At 71.1% G+C, this 17,870-nt stretch carries 18 protein-coding genes and 1 tRNA gene; 6 read left to right on the forward strand and 13 right to left on the reverse strand.

The window, feature by feature from the left end; all coding sequences use genetic code 11:
* The first annotated feature begins 199 nt into the window (after positions 1 to 199).
* Entirely contained in the window at positions 200 to 967 is a 768-nt protein-coding gene (locus ACH4UM_RS26615; RefSeq protein WP_398184172.1) for a LuxR C-terminal-related transcriptional regulator, read from the forward strand.
* Here the strand turns inward: ACH4UM_RS26615 and tamR are convergent.
* Positions 926 to 1,423 (reverse strand): MarR family transcriptional regulator TamR, encoded by a 498-nt coding sequence (tamR, locus tag ACH4UM_RS26620; RefSeq protein ID WP_398184173.1) that lies wholly within the window; start codon positions 1,421 to 1,423, stop codon positions 926 to 928. The genes ACH4UM_RS26615 and tamR overlap by 42 nt on opposite strands.
* 147 nt (positions 1,424 to 1,570) lie before the next feature.
* Here tamR and ACH4UM_RS26625 point away from each other — a divergent pair, with 147 nt between their 5' ends.
* Both ACH4UM_RS26625 and ACH4UM_RS26630 read left to right on the forward strand, forming a co-directional pair.
* Positions 1,571 to 2,389: a trans-aconitate 2-methyltransferase gene (locus tag ACH4UM_RS26625; RefSeq protein WP_398184176.1), complete on the forward strand. Its 819-nt coding sequence runs from the start codon at positions 1,571 to 1,573 to the stop codon at positions 2,387 to 2,389.
* Between the two features lie 3 nt (positions 2,390 to 2,392).
* The gene (locus tag ACH4UM_RS26630) at positions 2,393 to 2,797 is read left to right on the forward strand and encodes a VOC family protein (protein ID WP_398184179.1); all 405 of its coding nucleotides are present in this window, start codon (positions 2,393 to 2,395) and stop codon (positions 2,795 to 2,797) included.
* Here ACH4UM_RS26630 and ACH4UM_RS26635 read toward each other — a convergent pair.
* From ACH4UM_RS26635 to ACH4UM_RS26645, 3 genes are all read right to left on the reverse strand, one after another.
* The gene (locus ACH4UM_RS26635; RefSeq protein WP_398184182.1) at positions 2,772 to 3,020 is read right to left on the reverse strand and encodes a type II toxin-antitoxin system RelE/ParE family toxin; all 249 of its coding nucleotides are present in this window, start codon (positions 3,018 to 3,020) and stop codon (positions 2,772 to 2,774) included. The genes ACH4UM_RS26630 and ACH4UM_RS26635 overlap by 26 nt on opposite strands.
* Before the next feature lie 102 nt (positions 3,021 to 3,122).
* Complete coding sequence (locus ACH4UM_RS26640; RefSeq protein WP_398184185.1) at positions 3,123 to 3,800, reverse strand: TetR family transcriptional regulator; 678 nt, start codon at positions 3,798 to 3,800, stop codon at positions 3,123 to 3,125.
* Positions 3,797 to 4,804: an acyl-CoA desaturase gene (locus ACH4UM_RS26645; protein ID WP_398184187.1), complete on the reverse strand. Its 1,008-nt coding sequence runs from the start codon at positions 4,802 to 4,804 to the stop codon at positions 3,797 to 3,799. Before ACH4UM_RS26645 ends, ACH4UM_RS26640 begins: the two co-directional genes overlap by 4 nt.
* 291 nt (positions 4,805 to 5,095) lie before the next feature.
* On the opposite strand from ACH4UM_RS26645, the gene ppc reads away from it, so the two are divergent.
* On the forward strand, positions 5,096 to 7,837 hold the full coding sequence (gene ppc / locus ACH4UM_RS26650; protein ID WP_398184190.1) for a phosphoenolpyruvate carboxylase: 2,742 nt from the start codon (positions 5,096 to 5,098) through the stop codon (positions 7,835 to 7,837).
* Positions 7,838 to 7,932: 95 nt separating this feature from the next.
* Here ppc and ACH4UM_RS26655 read toward each other — a convergent pair whose 3' ends face one another.
* The 7 genes from ACH4UM_RS26655 to ACH4UM_RS26685 form a co-directional block, all read right to left on the reverse strand.
* Positions 7,933 to 8,664 (reverse strand): LPXTG cell wall anchor domain-containing protein, encoded by a 732-nt coding sequence (locus tag ACH4UM_RS26655; RefSeq protein ID WP_398184193.1) that lies wholly within the window; start codon positions 8,662 to 8,664, stop codon positions 7,933 to 7,935.
* Positions 8,665 to 8,800: 136 nt separating this feature from the next.
* Complete coding sequence (locus ACH4UM_RS26660; RefSeq protein ID WP_398184196.1) at positions 8,801 to 9,355, reverse strand: hypothetical protein; 555 nt, start codon at positions 9,353 to 9,355, stop codon at positions 8,801 to 8,803.
* Between the two features lie 53 nt (positions 9,356 to 9,408).
* On the reverse strand, positions 9,409 to 10,005 hold the full coding sequence (gene pth, locus ACH4UM_RS26665; RefSeq protein ID WP_398184199.1) for an aminoacyl-tRNA hydrolase: 597 nt from the start codon (positions 10,003 to 10,005) through the stop codon (positions 9,409 to 9,411).
* Between the two features lie 100 nt (positions 10,006 to 10,105).
* Entirely contained in the window at positions 10,106 to 10,702 is a 597-nt protein-coding gene (locus ACH4UM_RS26670) for a 50S ribosomal protein L25/general stress protein Ctc (RefSeq protein WP_398184201.1), read from the reverse strand.
* A 204-nt stretch (positions 10,703 to 10,906) separates the two neighbouring features.
* Positions 10,907 to 11,881, reverse strand: a complete 975-nt coding sequence (locus ACH4UM_RS26675) for a ribose-phosphate diphosphokinase (protein ID WP_398184204.1) — start codon at positions 11,879 to 11,881, stop codon at positions 10,907 to 10,909.
* A 146-nt stretch (positions 11,882 to 12,027) separates the two neighbouring features.
* Positions 12,028 to 13,476 carry a bifunctional UDP-N-acetylglucosamine diphosphorylase/glucosamine-1-phosphate N-acetyltransferase GlmU gene (gene glmU / locus ACH4UM_RS26680; RefSeq protein ID WP_398184206.1) on the reverse strand — a complete coding sequence of 483 codons (1,449 nt, stop codon included), beginning with the start codon at positions 13,474 to 13,476 and terminating at the stop codon, positions 12,028 to 12,030.
* A 121-nt stretch (positions 13,477 to 13,597) separates the two neighbouring features.
* A tRNA-Gln gene (locus tag ACH4UM_RS26685) sits at positions 13,598 to 13,671 on the reverse strand.
* A gap of 231 nt (positions 13,672 to 13,902) precedes the next feature.
* Here ACH4UM_RS26685 and ACH4UM_RS26690 point away from each other — a divergent pair.
* Positions 13,903 to 15,258 (forward strand): sensor histidine kinase, encoded by a 1,356-nt coding sequence (locus ACH4UM_RS26690; protein ID WP_398184209.1) that lies wholly within the window; start codon positions 13,903 to 13,905, stop codon positions 15,256 to 15,258.
* Positions 15,259 to 15,384: 126 nt separating this feature from the next.
* On the opposite strand, the gene ACH4UM_RS26695 is transcribed toward ACH4UM_RS26690, so the two are convergent.
* Positions 15,385 to 15,918 (reverse strand): SUKH-3 domain-containing protein, encoded by a 534-nt coding sequence (locus tag ACH4UM_RS26695; RefSeq protein ID WP_398184212.1) that lies wholly within the window; start codon positions 15,916 to 15,918, stop codon positions 15,385 to 15,387.
* 63 nt (positions 15,919 to 15,981) lie between these two features.
* Complete coding sequence (locus ACH4UM_RS26700; RefSeq protein WP_398184215.1) at positions 15,982 to 16,497, reverse strand: YwqJ-related putative deaminase; 516 nt, start codon at positions 16,495 to 16,497, stop codon at positions 15,982 to 15,984.
* 336 nt (positions 16,498 to 16,833) lie between these two features.
* On the opposite strand from ACH4UM_RS26700, the gene ACH4UM_RS26705 reads away from it, so the two are divergent.
* Positions 16,834 to 17,862: an SMI1/KNR4 family protein gene (locus tag ACH4UM_RS26705; protein ID WP_398184218.1), complete on the forward strand. Its 1,029-nt coding sequence runs from the start codon at positions 16,834 to 16,836 to the stop codon at positions 17,860 to 17,862.
* The last annotated feature ends 8 nt before the right edge of the window (positions 17,863 to 17,870 follow it).

Here is a 17,870-nt window from a genome sequence, read left to right on the forward strand (position 1 = left end):
CTGAGGAACGGTGCCGGTGGGGGCCGGTGCCGTTCAGGGGGCGAGACAACCGGGTACGACGCCCGAAGTGGGGGTAGCAGTTCCGCATGGCGGCGGCCGTGCGGTCGGGCCGCCCCGGGCGTCGTGCCCGTGCCGGCCGGTGTCTCCGGACAATGGGGAATCCCCTGCTCCGCGAGGAGCCTGGGGAAGGGGGTTTTCAGTGGTTCGCATCCGAGTCCTGGTCGTCGACGACCACCGCATCTTCGCCGAGTCGCTCGCCGCGGCCCTGGCCGCCGAGCCCGACGTCGACGTCTCCGCGGCCGGCTCCGGCCCGGCGGCGCTGCGCTGTCTGGAGCGGGCGGCCGCGGAGGGCCGCCGCTTCGACGTGCTGCTCGTCGACGCGGACCTCGGTGGCAACGTCATGGGCGGCCGGGCCGCCGTGCCGGTGCAGGAGGGCAACGCGGACGGTCTGGTCGACGGCATCTCCCTGGTCGTCGGGGTGCGCGGTGCCCAGCCGGGGGTGCGGACCGTCGTACTCGCCGAGAAGGACGACCCGCGGCGGGCCGCGCTCGCCCTGCAGGCCGGCGCCTCGGGCTGGGTGGCCAAGGACTGCTCGCTGTCCCGGCTGCTCACCGTCATCCGGGGCGTGCTGCGCGACGAGACCCATCTCCCGCCCGCCCTGCTCACCGGCGTACTGCGCGAACTGACCGCCGCCCGCAAGCACCGCACCGAGAGCGAGCGGCTGGTGGAGTCGCTGACCCCGCGCGAGCGCGAGGTGCTGCGCTGCATGGTCGCGGGACTCGGCCGCAAGGCCGTCGCCGAACGCCTCTACCTCTCCCCGCACACCGTCCGCACGCACATGCAGAACGTCCTGGGCAAGCTGGGCGTGCACTCCACCCTGGCCGCCGTGGCCCTGGCCAGGCGGGCCGGAGTCGGACCGGTGGACCTAGCCGGGGATGTTGTCGAACGGGGCGGTCAACTGGCGTAGCAGTCCGGCCAGTTCGGCGCGCTGGGCGGACGACAGCTCCGCGAGGATCGCCCGCTCCTGGTCGAGCAGCCCCGCCAGGGACTGGTCCGCGCGGTCCCGGCCCTCCTCCGTCAGCCGGACCAGCACACCACGCCGGTCACTGGGATCGGGGAGGCGCTCCACCAGGCCCTTCTTCGCCAGCCGGTCGATGCGGTTGGTCATCGTGCCCGAGGTGACCAGGGTCTGGGTCAGCAACTGTCCGGGCGAGAGCTGATAGGGCGATCCGGCGCGCCTGAGCGCGGTCAGGACGTCGAACTCCCAGGGCTCCAGGCTGTGCTCGGAGAAGGCCAGCCGGCGTGCGCGGTCCAGGTGCCGGGCCAGCCTGCTCACCCGGCTCAGCACCTCGAGCGGTTCCACGTCGAGGTCCGGGCGCTCCCGGCGCCACGACGCGACCAGCCGATCGACCTCGTCCTCCATGACGATCAGTGTAGTGGTTGTGTCGACGTGAAGTCTCTTGATGTCGACTCTCTTGACATCGAGATATCCTCCCGGGGAGAGTGGCGATCACAGAGGTGTACGACGTCCGCGACGTCTTTACGTCCACGAGTGTGCGAGGAGGCCACCATGCCCGCCCCCACCCCCGCCTGGGACCCGGCCCAGTACCTGCGCCACGCCGGCCACCGCGCCCGCCCCTTCACCGACCTCCTCGCGCGTGTCCCAGAGCTGCCCGGTGCGCCGCCCCGCATCGCAGACCTCGGCTGCGGCCCCGGCAACGTCACCGTCCTCCTCGCCGGCCGCTGGCCCACCGCGCACATCACCGGCTACGACAACTCCACCGAGATGCTCGACAAGGCGGCGGTGGACCACGAGGGCGGCACCCCGGGCGGCGGCCGTCTGGACTTCGCCCACGCCGACGCCCGCACCTGGACGCCCGCCGGGCCGCAGGACCTGATCGTCAGCAACGCCACGCTGCAGTGGGTGCCGGGGCACGTGGAGAGGTTCGCCGACTGGGTCACGGCCCTGAGGCCGGGCGGCACCTTCGCCTTCCAGGTCCCCGGCAACTTCTCGGCCCCCAGCCACCGGCTGATGCGCGACCTCGCGGGCTCCGCCCGCTGGAAGCACCGCCTCGCGGACGTTCTGCGCCACGACGACGCGGTCCTGACCCCCGAGGCGTATCTGGAGCGGCTGACGGCCCTCGGCTGCGCGGCGGACGTCTGGGAGACGACGTACGTCCATCTGCTGCAGGGCGAGGACCCGGTTCTGGACTGGGTGAAGGGCACGGGCCTGCGACCGGTCCTCACGGCGCTGGCCGACGACCCGGAGGCCCGCGACGGCTTCCTGGCCGAGTACCGGGCGGCCCTCCGCCGGGCCTACCCGGCCGGCCCGCACGGCACCGCGTTCCCGTTCCGCCGCGTCTTCGCGGTGGCCACGAAGGGGGTGTAGGAGATGCTGACCGCCGTCGACCACGTGCAGCTGGCGGCCCCGCCGGGCTCGGAGGACGACCTCCGGGCGTACTACATCGGCGTCCTCGGTATGACGGAGATCCCCAAGCCGCCGGTCCTGGCCGAGCGCGGGGGCTGCTGGTTCCGGGCGGGCGCCGTCCAGCTCCACCTGGGCATCGAGGACGCCCCCGCCGGAGGCGGAGAATGTCACTTTCGCCCCGCCCGGAAGGCCCATCCGGGCCTGCGGGTGACGGACATCGGGGCGTACGCCGCCCGGCTGGAGGCGTGTGGCGCGAAGGTCACCTGGGACGCCCACCTTCCGGGCCACCGGCGCTTCTACTCCGAGGATCCGGTCGGCAACCGGCTGGAGTTCCTGGAGCCGGTCAGGATGGCCGGCCGAGGCGGGTGACGAGGATGTGGATGACGTCGTTGCCGATGACATGCAGAACGCGGTACCCGCCGACACGGAGCCGGCGGATGTCCGGACCGTACGGCGCCGACCCTGCTGGGCGCGGATCACGGGCCGGCTCGTCGATGGCGTCCAGGACCACCGAGAGGCCGTTCGGGTCCTCCTTCGGGAACCGTGCCGGGGCGTCGAAGGCATGTGGTTCGAAGATGATCTCGTGGGTCACGGCTTTTCGAGCCCCAGCCGCCTGCGTACCTCCGTCATGGGGACGCCCTCCCCGAGCGTGCCCTCGGCCTTGCGCCGCCGGTTTTCACTCCTTGGAGTGATCTCAGCTCTTCCGGTGCCCGATCAACCGCGGCTTCGGCTCCAGTCCGTCCAGGCCGTGCCAGGCCAGGTTCACCAGGTGGGCCGCCACCTCCGCCTTCTTCGGGCGGCGGACGTCCAGCCACCACTGGCCGGTCAGGGCGACCATGCCGACCAGGGCCTGGGCGTAGAGCGGGGCCAGCTTCGGGTCGAACCCGCGGGACTTGAACTCGCGGCCCAGGATGTCCTCCACCTGGGTGGCGATGTCGGAGATGAGGGAGGCGAAGGATCCCGTGGACTGGGGGATGGGGGAGTCGCGGACCAGGATGCGGAAGCCGTCCGTGTACTCCTCGATGTAGTCCAGGAGCGCGAAGGCCGCCTGCTCGCACAGCTCGCGGGGGTGGCCGGCCGTCAGCGAGCTGGTCACCATGTCCAGCAGCCGCCGCATCTCGCGGTCCACCACCACCGCGTACAGGCCCTCCTTGCCGCCGAAGTGCTCGTACACCACCGGCTTGGACACCCCGGCCTTCGCCGCGATCTCCTCCACCGAGGTGCCCTCGAAGCCCTTCGCGGCGAACAGGGTGCGACCGATCTCCAGCAGCTGCTGGCGGCGCTCGGCACCGGTCATACGGGTGCGGCGCGCACGCCGCGGCTTGTCATTGCTCTGGGTGCTGTTGGAGTCGGTCGCCACGGCGTCAATCATGCCGCCTCGGCGGTCTCCTTCCGGCGCCGGGCGCCGCCTTCGCCGGTGTTCCGGCGGGAATCGATACGCGAGCGTGACGGCCAGCGCACGTCGTACGCCCAGCCGAGCTGCTCGAACCAGCGGATGATCCGGGCGGAGGAGTCCAGCTGGCCGCGCTCCACACCGTGCCGGGCGGAGGTCGGGTCGGCGTGGTGCAGGTTGTGCCAGGACTCGCCGCAGGACAGGATCGCCAGCCACCACACGTTGCCCGAGCGGTCCCGCGACTTGAACGGGCGCTTGCCGACCGCGTGGCAGATCGAGTTGATCGACCAGGTCACGTGGTGCAGCAGGGCCACCCGGACCAGCGAACCCCAGAAGAACCCGGTGAACACGCCCCACCACGACATCGTGACCAGACCGCCGATCAGCGCCGGCAGCCCCAGCGAGACGGCCGTCCACAGCACGAACTGGCGGGAGATCGCCCGGAGCGTCCGGTCCTTGATCAGATCCGGCGCGTACTTGTCCTGCGGGGTCTGCTCCTCGTCGAACATCCAGCCGACGTGGGCCCACCACAGGCCCTTCATCAGCGCCGGAACCGTCTCGCCGTAGCGCCACGGGGAGTGCGGATCGCCCTGGTGGTCGGAGAACCTGTGGTGCCTGCGATGGTCGGCGACCCACCGGACCAGCGGGCCCTCGACCGCCATCGAGCCCGCGATCGCCAGCGCGATCTTCAGGGGCCGCCTGGCCTTGAACGAACTGTGGGTGAAGTGCCGGTGGAAACCGATCGTGATGCCGTGACAGCCGAGGAAGTAGAAGAACACCAGCAGGCCGAGGTCGAGCCAGCTCACCCCCCAGCCCCACGCCAGCGGCACCGCCGCCAGCAGCGCGAGGAACGGAACGGTGATGAAGAGCAGCAGCGTGATCTGCTCGATCGAACGCTTCTGCTCGCCGCCCAGAGTGGCCGAGGGCACTGCGGTGTCGCTCGCCTTCGGGGCGTCGTCGATCACATCGGAGCTTGTGGTCATGGGCGTCCCCTGTGGGGTCTGAGGTTTGAGACAGGTGCCGCAGGCACCGGGAACCGGCCGATTCCCTACGGTTCCGTAACCTACGGCGTCGTAAGTATGGCAGCGCGTCGCCCCGCGGCAAGAGCCCGTGGCCTGCGCGTCCCGCCCGACAACTAGACTCGGTATCGGTCGGACAGCGCGGTCCGCTCTGAAGATTCCTTCCCGGATGCCCGGCCCGTATGCGGCACCCGCCGCGCGGCACCCGTCCGGGTTCCCTCCCAGACGAGCTCAACACTGCAAGGAGCCGCACCTGTGAGCAGTGCCGACGACCAGACGACGACCAGCAGCGAGCTGCGCGCCGACATCCGCCGACTGGGCGACCTCCTCGGAGAGACCCTGGTGAGACAGGAGGGCCCCGAGCTCCTCGACCTGGTCGAGAAGGTCCGCCGTCTCACTCGCGAGGACGGCGAGGCCGCCGCCGAGCTGCTGCGCGGCACCGAACTGGAGACCGCGGCCAAGCTGGTCCGCGCCTTCTCGACCTACTTCCACCTCGCCAACGTCACCGAACAGGTGCACCGCGGCCGCGAGCTGCGCGCCAAGCGCGCCGCCGAGGGCGGCCTCATCGCCCGCACCGCCGACCGGCTCAAGGACGCCGACCCCGAGCACCTGCGCCAGACCGTCGAGCACCTCAACGTCCGCCCGGTGTTCACGGCGCACCCCACCGAGGCCGCCCGCCGCTCGGTCCTCAACAAGCTCCGGCGCATCGCCGCGCTCCTGGAGACCCCGGTCATCGAGTCCGACCGCCGCCGCCACGACACCCGGCTGGCCGAGAACATCGACCTCGTGTGGCAGACCGACGAACTCCGCGTCGTCCGCCCCGAGCCCGCCGACGAGGCCCGCAACGCCATCTACTACCTCGACGAGCTCCACGCGGGCGCCGTCGGCGACGTCCTGGAGGACCTCACCGCCGAACTGGAGCGCGTCGGCGTCAGGCTGCCCGACGACACCCGCCCCGTCACCTTCGGCACCTGGATCGGCGGCGACCGCGACGGCAACCCCAACGTGACCCCCGAGGTCACCTGGGACGTGCTGATCCTCCAGCACGAGCACGGCATCAACGACGCCCTCGACATGATCGACGAGCTGCGCGGCTTCCTGTCCAACTCGATCCGCTACACCGGCGCCACCGAGGAACTGCTCGCCTCCCTCCAGGCCGACCTGGAGAAGCTGCCCGAGATCAGCCCCCGCTACAAGCGGCTCAACGCCGAGGAGCCCTACCGGCTCAAGGCCACCTGCATCCGGCAGAAGCTCGTCAACACCAAGCGGCGCCTGGCCAAGGGCACCCCGCACGAGGCGGGCCACGACTACCTCGGCACCGCCGAGCTCCTCGCCGACCTGCGCATCGTCCAGGACTCCCTGCGCGCGCACCGCGGCGAGCTGTTCGCCGACGGCCGGCTGAACCGCACCATCCGCACCCTGGCCGCCTTCGGCCTCCAGCTGGCCACCATGGACGTCCGCGAGCACGCCGACGTCCACCACCACGCCCTCGGCCAGCTCTTCGACCGGCTCGGCGAGGAGTCCTGGCGCTACGCGGACATGCCGCGCGAGTACCGCGCCAGGCTGCTCGCCAAGGAGCTGCGCTCGCGCAGGCCGCTGGCCCCCACGCCGGCCCCGGTCGACGCGGCCGGCGCCAAGACCCTCGGCGTCTTCGAGACGGTCAAGCGGGCCCTGAAGGTCTTCGGGCCCGAGGTCATCGAGTCCTACATCATCTCCATGTGCCAGGGCGCCGACGACGTCTTCGCCGCCGCCGTCCTCGCCCGCGAGGCCGGACTGCTCGACCTGCACGCCGGCTGGGCGAAGATCGGCATCGTGCCGCTCCTGGAGACCACCGACGAGCTCAAGGCCGCCGACACCATCCTGGAGGACATGCTCTCCGACCCGTCCTACCGGCGCCTGGTCGCGCTCCGGGGCGACGTCCAGGAGGTCATGCTCGGCTACTCCGACTCCTCCAAGTTCGGCGGCATCACCACCTCCCAGTGGGAGATCCACCGCGCCCAGCGCCGTCTGCGCGACGTCGCCCACCGCTACGGCGTACGGCTGCGCCTCTTCCACGGCCGCGGCGGCACCGTCGGCCGCGGCGGCGGCCCCACCCACGACGCCATCCTCGCCCAGCCCTGGGGCACCCTGGAGGGCGAGATCAAGGTCACCGAGCAGGGCGAGGTCATCTCCGACAAGTACCTCGTCCCGTCGCTGGCCCGGGAGAACCTGGAACTGACGGTCGCGGCCACCCTGCAGGCCTCCGCCCTGCACACCGCCCCCCGCCAGTCCGACGAGGCGCTGGCCCGCTGGGACGCGGCGATGGACGTGGTGTCGGACGCCGCCCACGCGGCCTACCGCCGCCTGGTGGAGGACCCCGACCTGCCGGCGTACTTCTTCGCCTCCACCCCCGTGGACCAGCTCGCCGACCTCCACCTCGGCTCCCGCCCCTCCCGCCGGCCCGACTCCGGCGCGGGCCTGGACGGCCTGCGCGCCATTCCGTGGGTGTTCGGCTGGACCCAGTCCCGGCAGATCGTGCCCGGCTGGTTCGGCGTGGGCTCCGGACTGAAGGCGCTGCGCGAGGCGGGCCTGCGGCAGGAAGGTGACGCCGTGCTCGACGAGATGCACGAGCAGTGGCACTTCTTCCGCAACTTCATCTCCAACGTCGAGATGACGCTCGCGAAGACCGACCTGCGCATCGCCCGGCACTACGTGGACACGCTCGTCCCGGACAACCTCAAGCACATCTTCGAGGTCATCCAGGCCGAGCACGAACTCACCGTGCGCGAGGTGCTGCGCGTCACCGGAGAGAGCGAACTGCTCGACGCCCAGCCCGTGCTGAAGCAGACCTTCGCCATCCGCGACGCCTACCTGGACCCGATCTCCTACCTCCAGGTCACCCTGCTCAAGCGGCAGCGCGACGCGGCGGCCGCGGGCGAGGAGGCCGACCCGCTGCTCTCCCGGGCCCTGCTCCTCACGGTCAACGGCGTGGCGGCCGGTCTGCGCAACACCGGCTGACCGCCTGCCCGCCCGGACATCGCAAAAAAAAGGGGGGTGCCCCCGAGCCGCGCCACGGCTCGGGGGCACCCCCCTTTGACATGTCCCGCGGGGCGTCAGCCCCGTCGGGTCGTACGGCGGCGGAGGACCAGGTAGCCGCCGGCGGCCACCAGCGCCGCCGCCGCACCCGACAGCAGACCGACCGGGGCGCCGTTGCCGGTCTCGGCCAGACCGCCCGAGCCGCCCGGGGACGAGGGCGAGGGCGAGGGGGCCGAGCCGGTCCCGGAGGATGCCGTGGCCGTCGGCCCGGTCGTCGGGGAGCCGGACGGACCCGACCCGGCCGACTCGCTCGGCGAGGCGGACGGCGAGGCGGAGGCGGAGGCGGACGGCGAGGCGGACGGCGACGACGTCGAACCGCCGCCCTGCTCGTCCGCGCAGTCCGACCAGAACACCTTGTGCTTGGCGGCGCCCTTCTCACCGTCGAAGTTCCAGAACAGCTTGTAGTGCCCGTCGGGCAGCGACATGTCCTGGGTACGGCCGTGACCCTCGGCGTCCAGCGTGATGGCGCCCGACTTCGCGGTGGCGCCCTTCTTGCCGGTGGTCGGAGCCCACACCTCGATGTGCCAGGCCACCTGCTGGACGCCGTCGAAGCCGAAGGCGTCCAGATAGAACGAGCACACGTGCGGTTCGTTGCGGCGCAGCTCCGCACCCGTCTTGGCGTCATGGATCTTCACCGTGCCGTTGTCGCCGGGCGGCGCGGTGTGAGGGGCGGCGTGCGCCACCGGGGCGACCAGGAGCGCCGCCGAGACACCGGCGGCCAGCGCGCCGGCACGGAGAGAGGTACGCATGGGGCGGTCCATCTTCGAGAAGGGAACAGGAAGATGTGGAGGGGGCGGCTCAGCTTCCAGCCGCAGCCCTGGCCCGGTCAATCACGAACAAGGAACGAACGGATATCCCACAGAAACGGAGTCGCCCCGAACCGGTTCAGAGCACGACGAATGCAGCCGTCAGCAGGGCCACACCGGACCCCGCCAGCACCCAGGCCGCACGCGTGCGCCGCAGACCACCCGCCACCACCACGGAAGACAGCAACAGCGCGCCCCCCAGCGGAGCCCAGGCATACAGGATCCCCGCCGGACCCGAACGCACCACCTCGTCCGTCCCCGGCTTCACGACGACCGTGTACGTCCGCCCCTTCTTCACCGCGACCGTGTGCGCGATGACCACCCGGCCCCGCGACGCCGACCCCTGCGAGATCGGCGTGTACGGCCCGCTGCACGTCGCGCCGCCGCACCGCACCACCTCGATCGTCCCGCGCTCACGCCCCTTGGTCAGCATCACGTACGGCGCGGTCTCCCAGGACGCCCACACACCGGCGATCAGGATCAGCGCGGCGACCGTACCCATCGCCGCGACCCGCCCGAAGCGGAGCGCGACGGACGAGGCCCGGCCGGCGGACGAGGCCTGGCGGGACCGGCGGGACTGGCGGGCCTGGCGGGAGCGACGGGCGGTGGCGGCGGCAGGCATGGCCGGGATCATTGGCCATACCCCCGCGGCCGGTCAACTCCGCGGAGCCCGGCCGGGCGGACAAGTCAGGAGTTGTACGAGCTTTGCGCCCGCTCGAGACCCTCCTCCAGCAGACACTCCACCGAGTCCGCCGCCCGGTCCACGAAGTAGTCCAGCTCCTTGCGCTCCGCCGGCGAGAAGTCCTTCAGCACGTAGTCCGCCACCTGCATCCGGCCCGGCGGACGCCCGATCCCGAACCGCACCCGGTGATAGTCCGAACCCATCGCCTTCGTCATCGACTTCAGCCCGTTGTGCCCGTTGTCGCCGCCGCCCAGCTTCAGCCGCAGCACGCCGTAGTCGATGTCCAACTCGTCATGCACCGCGACGATGTTCGCCACCGGCACCCTGTAGAAGTCCCGCAGCGCGTTCACCGGACCACCGGAGAGGTTCATGTACGACATCGGCTTCGCCAGGACCACCCGGCGGCTGGCCGGCCCCGGCGGACCGATCCGCCCCTCCACCACCTGGGCCTGCGCCTTGCCCGCCCGCTTGAAGCGCCCGCCGATCCGCTCGGCCAGCAGATCCACCACCATGAACCCGACGTTGTGCCGGTTCATGGCGTACTCCGGTCCGGGATTGCCGAGGCCGACGATCAGCCAGGGGGCGTTCGCGGGGGTGGTCACGGCAGTGTCTCCTTGGTGTCCTTGATACGCACCGGCCGCTGCCCCCGTACCCGAGTACGGAGACAGCGGCCGGCGAAACGACGAGCGGAAGGCGCGGGGATCAGGCCTCCGCGACCCCTTCGCCCTCGGTCTCCTCGCCCTCGGCAACCTCCTCCGCCTGGGCGGCGAGGACCTGCAGGACCACCGCGTCCTCCTCGACGGCCAGCGTGACACCGTTCGGCAGGGTGATGTCCTTGGCGTGGATGGAGGCACCGGCCGACAGACCCTCGACGGAGACGGTGACGGCCTCCGGGATGTGCGTGGCCTCGGCCTCGACCGGCAGCGCGTTCAGCACGTGCTCCAGCAGGTTGCCACCCGGGGCCAGCTCGCCCTCGGCGTGCACCGGGATCTCGACCGTGACCTTCTCGCCGCGCTTGACCAGCAGCAGGTCCACGTGCTCCAGGAAGCCCTTCAGCGGGTCGCGCTGCACGGACTTCGGGATCGCCAGCTCGTTGGACTTGCCGTCGATGTCCAGGGAGATCAGGACGTTCGGCGTACGCAGCGCCAGCAGCAGGTCGTGGCCCGGCAGGGTCAGGTGCAGCGGGTCCGAACCGTGCCCGTACAGGACACCCGGAACCTTGTTGTCACGGCGGATACGGCGCGCGGCACCCTTGCCGAACTCGGTACGCGTCGCGGCGGTGATCTTCACCTCGGACATGCTCTTCACTCCTCGCAGTAGTAAGGGAACTGGTCACCCGGCCACACGAACGGCCTGCTACGAAGAGCGCGTCGATTACGGACCGCCGGACCCGCGCAAACGGATACGGCCTCCCTCGCCGAGCAACTGCAGCAGTCTACTCGGCGAGGGAGGCCGAACCCAAAACGATCTACGACGGTCGGCAACGACCAGCGAGGGTGGTCGTCACTGCTCGTCGAACAGGCTGGTCACCGAACCGTCCTCGAACACCTCGCGCACCGCGGACGCGATCGTCGGCGCGATCGACAGCACCGTGATCTTGTCGAGCTCCAGCTCGCCCGGAGTCGGCAGCGTGTTCGTGAACACGAACTCGCTCACCTTCGAGTTCTTCAGCCGGTCGGCCGCCGGACCGGACAGCACACCGTGCGTCGCGGTCACGATGACATCCTCCGCACCGTGCGCGAACAGCGCGTCCGCCGCGGCACAGATCGTGCCACCGGTGTCGATCATGTCGTCCACCAGCACACAGATCCGGCCCTCCACATCACCGACGACCTCGTGCACCGTGACCTGGTTCGCAACGTCCTTGTCCCGGCGCTTGTGCACGATCGCCAGCGGCGCGCCCAGCCGGTCGCACCAGCGGTCCGCCACCCGCACCCGGCCGGCGTCCGGAGAGACCACCGTCAGCTTCGAACGGTCCACCTTGCTGCCCACGTAGTCCGCGAGCAGCGGCAGCGCGAACAGGTGGTCCACCGGCCCGTCGAAGAAGCCCTGGATCTGGTCGGTGTGCAGATCCACGGCCAGAATCCGGTCCGCACCCGCCGTCTTCATCAGATCGGCGACCAGACGCGCCGAGATCGGTTCACGTCCCCGGTGCTTCTTGTCCTGCCGCGCGTAACCGTAGAACGGCACGATGACCGTGATGGAGCGGGCCGACGCACGCTTCAGCGCGTCGATCATGATCAGCTGCTCCATGATCCACTTGTTGATCGGAGCGGTGTGGCTCTGGATCAGGAAGCAGTCCGCACCGCGGGCCGACTCCTGATAACGCACGTAGATCTCGCCGTTCGCGAAGTCGAAGGCCTTCGTCGGGACGACCCCGACACCCAGCTCGTGGGCGATTTCCTCGGCAAGCTCGGGGTGGGCGCGGCCGGAGAAGAACATCATCTTCTTCTCGCCGGTCGTCTTGATCCCGGTCACAGCAGTGTCTCCTCAGAGGGTGTTCGCAGCTGGATGTCGAGATGACCTCGTCAACCGTGTCAACCGTGCGCGAGAGGCCGTCTCAGCTGGTGGGGGTGCGGTGTGCACTTATCACGGTACGCCGTGTCCGGCGCACCCGTTCCCCCTCACGCTCCCTCGCCCGGCTCCCGGGACGTCGCCTCGGCCGCCTTCGCCGCCGCGCTCCCCGGCCGCTTGCGAGCCACCCAGCCCTCGATATTCCGCTGCTGGCCACGGGCCACGGCCAGCGAACCGGGCGGCACATCCCTCGTGATCACCGACCCGGCGGCGGTGTAGGCACCGTCCCCGATCGTGACAGGAGCCACAAACATGTTGTCCGAACCGGTACGGCAGTGCGACCCCACCGTCGTGTGGTGCTTGTCCTGCCCGTCGTAGTTCACGAACACACTGGCCGCACCGATGTTGGTGTGCTCCCCGATCGTCGCGTCACCGACATAGGACAGGTGCGGCACCTTCGTCCCCTCGCCGATCGAGGCGTTCTTCGTCTCCACATACGTACCGACCTTGGACTTGGTCCCAAGCCGCGTCCCCGGCCGCAGGTACGCGTACGGCCCCACCGACGCCTCCGGACCCACCACGGCACCGATCGAGACGGTGTTGTCCACCCGCGCACCCGCCCCGACCCGGGTGTCGGTCAGCCGGCTGTTGGGCCCGACCTCGCAGCCCTCCCCGAGGTGCGTGCGCCCGTGCAGCTGGGTCCCCGGATGCAAGACGACGTCCTGCTCGAAGGTGACCGTCACATCGACCCACGTCGTCGCCGGATCCACCACCGTCACCCCGCCGAGCATCGCGGCGGTCAGCAGCCGGTCGTTGAGGATCCGCCGCGCCTCGGACAGCTGCACACGGTTGTTGATCCCGGCGATCTCCCGGTGATCACCCGCCACACACGCCCCGACCCGGTGACCGGCCTCACGCAGGATCCCCAGCACATCGGTCAGGTACTCCTCACCCTGGCTGTTGTCGGTCCGCACCTTGCCCAGCGCATCGGTGAGCAGCCGCCCGTCGAACGCGAACACCCCGGAGTTGATCTCCCGGATCGCCCGCTCCGCCTCCGTCGCGTCCTTGTGCTCCACGATCGCCGTCACGGCCCCCGACGCACCGTCGCGCACGATCCGGCCGTACCCGGTCGCGTCCGGCACCTCGGCGGTCAGCACGGTCACCGCGTTGCCGTCCTCGCGGTGCGTGGTGGCCAGCCGCTGCAGCGTCTCACCGGTGAGGAGGGGAGTGTCCCCGCACACCACGACCACGGTCCCGTCCACGGACCCGCCGAGCTCCTCCAGCCCCATGCGCACCGCGTGCCCGGTGCCCTTCTGCTTCTCCTGCACGGCGGTACGCACCTGGGAGTCGACCTCGGCGAGATGCCCGGTCACCTTCTCCCGCGCGTGCCCGACCACGACGACCAGGTTCTCCGGCTTCAACTCGCGTGCTGCCGCCAGCACATGACCGACCAGGGAACGGCCACAGATCTCGTGCAGGACCTTCGGTGTGGCCGACTTCATACGGGTGCCCTCACCCGCTGCGAGAACGACGACGGCTGCCGGGCGAATGGCGCTCACAGGATGCCCTTCGGCTTTTGGGTGGGGTGGACATCCGCAGGATACCGGGGCGGTTCGAGGGGGAGACGAGAGCGGGCCCCGACCCATGAGGGCGGGGCCCGAACACAGGTGTGCCGTGCGGTGGCTCCCGGAGAAGGATTCGAACCCTCATTCAACGGACCAAAACCGTTTGTCCTGCCCTTAGACGATCCGGGATGGTTTGTGGGCTATGTCCGATTTCGTTGATCGGCTTCGCGCACGGACACCACTATGCCGTACGGGGGCGCCTCGATGCGACGGTACAAGGCGGCGCTCCGACGCCGCCTGCTTCCCGGCGCGTTCGAGGGATATCGGCGGGTTTTGCTGTTATTCGATTACGGAGGGTGGTGTAGGGCGGTAGCGGAAACTCGCCGGAAAAGCCGGAGGGGGCGCCCGTAGGCTGGAGGCATGACCAGGACGGGGGAAGACCACTCGGCGGCCGTGACCGGGCCGTGGTGGTGGGTGCGGTGGCGCAGTGCGGTGCTGGACGGGAGCCTTGCGCTGGTGTCCGCGGTGGAGTGCGGGGCGGAGGGGGTGCCGTTCGCGCGGGACGCCGGGATTCCGGTGGCGGTGGGGGTGGTTTTCGGCCTGCTGGCCGGGTCGGTGCTGTTGATCCGGCGGCGGTGGCCGATTGCCGTCGTGCTCGTCGCCATCGCCGTCACGCCGGCCCAGATGGGCTTCCTGATGGGCATCGTCGGGCTGTACACGCTCGCCGCGTGCGAGTTGCCGCGGCGGATCATCGTGGCGCTGGCCGGAATGTCGTTGTTCGGGACGATGATCGTGACGTTCGTGCGGGTGCGGCAGGACATGGCGCGGGGGGATCTGACCCTCGGGGACTGGTTCGTGCCCTTCGCCGCCGTCACCACGTCGCTCGGGCTCACCGCTCCTCCGATTCTCCTCGGCCTGTATGTCGGGGCGCGGCGGCGGCTCATGGAGTCGCTGCGGGAGCGGGCGGACAGCCTGGAGCGGGAGTTGCAGCTGCTGGCCGAGCGGGCCGAGGAGCGGGCCGAGTGGGCGCGCAGCGAGGAGCGGACGCGGATCGCGCGGGAGATGCATGACGTCGTCGCGCATCGGGTGAGCCTGATGGTGGTGCATGCCGCCGCGCTTCAGGCCGTGGCCCGCAAGGACCCGGAGAAGGCCGTCAGGAACGCCGCTCTGGTCGGGGACATGGGCCGGCAGGCGCTGACCGAGCTGCGGGAGATGCTCGGGGTGCTGCGCAGTGGTGAGGGGCAGGAGCTGCAGCGCCGGGAGCGGGCTGCTGAGCGGGCTGCTGAGCGGGCTTCTTCGGTGCCGTTGGCCGCGGTGGGTGCGGCGGCGGCCGCTGCCGCGTCCCGGGTGGCCGGCGTTGAGGGGTTCTCCTCGGCGGAGGGGCCGTATCTGTCCGAGCTGGAGGAGCTGATCGGGCAGTCGGCGGCCGCCGGGATGGTCGTGAACCTGTCGGTGGAGGGGGAGGTCCGGTCGTATGCGGCGGCGGTCGAGCAGACCGCGTATCGCGTGGTGCAGGAGGCGCTGACGAACGTCCACAAGCACGCGGCGGGTGCGAAGACCCATGTGCGGCTGGCGCACCGGGCGTCGGAGATCGCGATGCAGGTGGAGAACGAGCCGCCGCCGGAGCCCGCGTCGGCGTCGGCGGCGCGGCTGCCGTCCGGCGGAAACGGCTTGCTCGGGATGAGGGAGCGGGTCGCCGCGCTGGGCGGTGTGTTCGTGTCGGGGCCGACGGATGCGGGGGGTTTCCGGGTGTCGGCGGTGATTCCGGCGTCGTAGGGGCCGGGCCGGGTTTGGGCCTGGTGTGATCCGGTTTGGCCCTGGTGTGGCCCTGGTGTGGTCCGGTGTGGTCCGGTGTGGTCAGGTGTGTCCGGGCTGGGGCCGGCGGTGGCCCGGGGCGCGTGTTCAGCCTGCTGTGAGGCGTACCGGTTCTATGCCGGTGATGAGGGCGGACAGGGCCCGGTCGATGTCGGGGCCGAGGTACCAGTCGCCGGTGTGGTCGAGGGCGTAGACGCGGCCGTCGGTGTCGATGGCGAGCAGGGATTCGGTGCCGGTCTCGGTGCCGACGGGGCAGACCTCGGTGTCGAGGGCGCGGCCGAGGTCGCCGAGGGTGCGGGCCATGTGGAGGCCGTGCAGCGGGTCGAGGTGGAGCGCGGCGGGGGCGATCTGCCGGCCGGGGACGGTGGGCGAGACGCGCAGGCCGCCGAATTCGGCCCAGGCCTCGACGGCGGCGGGGAAGACGGCGTGGCGGTGTCCGGCGGGGGAGGCGTGGTCGCGGAGGGTGTCGGCCCATACTTCGGCCTGCTTTATGTTCCACCGCCCGGGTTGCCAGCCGGCGGCGCGCAGTGCGGCGTCGACCGGTACGGCGAAGCGGGACGGGGGTCCCCCCTGCTCGAGCGGAGCCGAGGGCTTGGGGGAGAAGGTGCGGTCGGGGTGCATCTGCCCTTCGATCGTTCGTGCGTGCCGTTCGGTGGTGGTGCGGGGGGTGGGGGTGTGCGGCCGTCAGCTGCCGCCGGCCGCCGGGTCGACGATGCGGACGCCGAAGTGGGCGCTGAGCGCGGTGCAGGCACGGCAGGGGGCGGCGAAGCCGCCGTGCAGGGGGTCGCCGTCCTCGCGGATGCGGCGGGCGGTGAGCTTGGCCTGCTTGAGCGCTTTGCGGGCCTCGCCGTTGGTCATGGGTTTGCGCGCGGCGCGTTTGCTGCGGGCGGTGTCGGCGGCGGCGATGTGCCGGGAGATGAGGATGGTCTCGGCGCAGCGGCCGGTGAAGCGGTCGCGCTGGGCGCTGGTGAGGGTGTCGAGGAAGTCCTGCACGAGGGGGTGCAGCGCCGGGGGTTCCTCGCCGCGGGCGGCGGTGCCGGTGAGGGTGGCGCCGCGGACGGAGAGGGCGGCGGCGACGGTGGGGAGTATGCCGTCACGGCGGTGGCGGAGGGCGGGCGCATGGGCCGTTTCGATGTCGCTCCAGCCGATTCGCGGGTCGCCGGAGGCGCTGGTGTGCGGTCCCGTCTGCGTCACGTTCATGATCGTCGTCCCCTCCCGGGCGTCCCCCCGAAGGACACAGAGTGCCAAATGCCGTGGCTGGTACGGAAGCTGGGGCGGTGCGACACGCCCGGGTCGGGGCAGTGCGTCACGGTGGGGTGACGGCTGGTCACGGCGGGGTTGGCGGCTGGTCACGGCGGGGCGGGGCCGGTGGGCGGTGGCCCGGTGACCGGTGTCGGTGTACCGCATAGGCTGTCGGCACGCCGCGATGCGCGCGGCCGACGCGTTGGAGAGAAGTAGTCGATACGGGCCTTGGTGAGCCGGAGCGGAATGCCGGCTCCCCGTGGGCCGTACAGAGTGCCGCAGGGGGCAACCGCCATGACGACAGGTCGGCTCGGGCTCGGGGTACCACCCGGCCGCCAGGCCGGAGGACAGGCCGCGCCGCCGAACGCGGCCTATGCCGGACAGGTCGTGCACTTCCCGGATCCGGTCCGGGCCGCCCGTCACCCGAGAGGGGTACGGATGGACGAGCACGGTCACCCCGACTTCTCGCCCTACGCGCGGGCGGCCGCGGAGATCGCGGAACCCCCGGAGGGTTTCGGTGTCGACGAGTTGCGGCTGACGGACTACGTCTCGGCGAACGCGGCGCTGGCGGCCTCCGGGCACGAGTTGTGGGACACGGTGCCGAGCGTGGCGACGCCGCACGGCTGGACCTGGCACCACGTGGCGGGCGCCCGGCGCCTGGAGCTGGTCCCGGTGGAGGTGAAGGCGCTGCTGCGCCATCACGGCGGGATCGCGACCGCGAACGTCGACCAGGGCAAGCGGGGCACGCGGCCGTTGCAGGAGACGCGGCCGGCGCACTTCGGCCTGCCGAAGTCGGGTGTCGCGGTGTCGGAGCAGCAGGTGCAGGGCGTCGAGGAGGACCTGGGGTACCGGCTTCCCGGCGCGTACCGGTCGTTCCTGAAGGCGGCCGGTGGTTGCGCGCCGGTCGGGACCGCGCTGGACGCGGAGTTGGGGCTCCTGATCGACCAGCCGTTCTTCACGGTGCGTGAGGAGGCGGCGGTCAACGATCTCGTGTACGTCAACAAGTGTCTGCGCGACCATCTGACCAAGGACTATCTGGGCGTCGGTTTCGTCCAGGGCGGCCTGCTCGCGGTGAAGGTGAGGGGCGGCCGGCCCGGTTCGGTGTGGTTCTGCGCGTACGACGACGTACGTGACGCCGATCCGTCCTGGTCGCAGGCGGAGCGCGTGGAGCGGCTGCTGCTGCCGTGCGGTGCGGACTTCGACGCGTTCCTGTCCCGGCTGGCGGGTTCTCCGCCGGAGTTGGAGACGGTGGCGAACTTGATGGTGGACGGCGGGTTCGCGAAGGCCGTCCCGGTTTCTTCCGGCTCGTCGGTGGGGGAGTGAGCTGAGCG

Source organism: Streptomyces sp. NPDC020801, assembly GCF_044334385.1.
Classification (GTDB): domain Bacteria; phylum Actinomycetota; class Actinomycetes; order Streptomycetales; family Streptomycetaceae; genus Streptomyces.